Raw genomic sequence first — 1,426 nt, forward strand, 5'->3', positions numbered from 1 at the left:
GGCTGGGAGCGTGTCGCCACCACGCCCATCAACTCCCCGGCACACGTCGGCGGCAGCGGCCACTTCACCTACCAGTGGACCGGGCGACTGCCGAAAGACCGCCGGCTCCGGGCCGAGGTCCTGCATTTCCGCCGCGACGACGGCGTCGAAGTGGTCTGCGACCTCGCCGACTTCGAGGCCAGCTACTGGCCCGCCTGACCCCACCTGGACCTGTGTAACGCAGGCCCAGCCCTCTGACCTGCACCAACACGAGATCGGACCACCACCATGACCACACCCGCATTCTGGCGCGCGACGATCGAGCGCGCCCTCCGCACCGCCGCGCAGACCCTCATCGCCGTGCTGGCGCTCGACTCCACCGGACTCACCGACGTGGACTGGGGCCCCGGCCTCGCCCTCGCCGGATCTGCCGCCCTGCTCGCCGTGCTCACCGCGATAGCCAGCGCCGGCGTCGGCCCGGCCGGTCCGTGGCTGACGGAGACGCCCGATCTACAGGCCCCGGTGAACGTTCGGCTGCGACTGGACAAGACGGCGCTGCACGACGAGTTGACCGAGGCGATCGGGCGGGCGCGGGACGAGGCGACGGGCACCGCGCGCCGGGACCTGCCACGGGACGTGTGATGCGCGCGGTGGCCTGCCGGGCCGCAGCTCGGCTCGGCCGCCGCGGCGCCTACCTGCTGGTGGCGGGCGTGGGCTGGCTGCTGTACGGCGTCGGCGTCATCCAGGACCCGCGCGTGGGAACGGTACGCGCCGCGGTCGTCCTGAGCGAGGCGGCGCCGCTGTCCTGGTGGGGCGGCCTGTGGATCGCCTGCGGGGCCGTCGCCATCGTCACCGCCTGGTCCCGCTGCCCGCTGAAACAGACCGCCGGGTACGCCGCCGCGATGCTCCCGCCGCTGCTGTGGGCCACCGCCTACGCCGCGGCCTGGCTGCTGGGCGAGTACCCGCGGGCGTGGACCGGCGCCGCCACATGGGCCGGAGCGGCCGGCAAGTTGCTGATCGTTGCCGGTTGGCCGGAGCCGGCCCGGGTGCCGGAGGTGGCCCGTGAGTGACTCCACCGGATGGGGCGCCATCATCATCGCCGTCATCGCGCTGGCCGGCACCGCCTACACCGCGCGCCAATCCCGGGCCGCGGCACGCGAGTCGGAAAAGGTCCCGACGTTCGAGGCGATCACGCGGCGCCTGGACGACGACCTCCGCACCGAGCGCACGCAGCGGCGGCTCCTCACCAGCTACGTCCTCGACCTCCTGCGGTGGGCCCGGCAGGTACCGCCCGAGTCCGCACCCCCGCCGCCTGACCCGCCCGACGACCTCGACCTGAGCCCCTGGAGGTAGCCATGTCCACCCCGCCGCCCGACGAACCCGTGCCGGACACCGGCACGGAGCGCCCCGCCGACCCACCGCCGCCCGGACCGCCCGAGTCCGACTC

Annotated in this window: 4 protein-coding genes; all 4 read left to right on the forward strand. The window is 74.3% G+C overall.

The genetic code is table 11. From position 1 onward, the window contains the following. A partial coding sequence (locus ACFTWP_RS41720) for a hypothetical protein (RefSeq protein ID WP_380270395.1) occupies positions 1–198 on the forward strand: 198 nt, incomplete at its 5' end. A 69-nt stretch (positions 199–267) separates the two neighbouring features. Further along, positions 268–621 carry a holin gene (locus ACFTWP_RS41725; protein ID WP_380270396.1) on the forward strand — a complete coding sequence of 118 codons (354 nt, stop codon included), beginning with the start codon at positions 268–270 and terminating at the stop codon, positions 619–621. Then, positions 621–1,049: a hypothetical protein gene (locus ACFTWP_RS41730; RefSeq protein WP_200367533.1), complete on the forward strand. Its 429-nt coding sequence runs from the start codon at positions 621–623 to the stop codon at positions 1,047–1,049. Before ACFTWP_RS41725 ends, ACFTWP_RS41730 begins: the two co-directional genes overlap by 1 nt. Continuing rightward, on the forward strand, positions 1,042–1,332 hold the full coding sequence (locus ACFTWP_RS41735; RefSeq protein ID WP_378808216.1) for a hypothetical protein: 291 nt from the start codon (positions 1,042–1,044) through the stop codon (positions 1,330–1,332). Before ACFTWP_RS41730 ends, ACFTWP_RS41735 begins: the two co-directional genes overlap by 8 nt. Positions 1,333–1,426: the final 94 nt, after the last annotated feature.

This window comes from Kitasatospora sp. NPDC057015 (assembly GCF_042673745.1).
GTDB lineage: Bacteria > Actinomycetota > Actinomycetes > Streptomycetales > Streptomycetaceae > Kitasatospora.

Coding starts and splice junctions, on each gene's coding strand:
- ACFTWP_RS41725 (WP_380270396.1), top strand. CDS start 268: ATGACCACACCCGCATTCTGGCGCGCGACGATCGAGCGCGCCCTCCGC.
- ACFTWP_RS41730 (WP_200367533.1), top strand. CDS start 621: ATGCGCGCGGTGGCCTGCCGGGCCGCAGCTCGGCTCGGCCGCCGCGGC.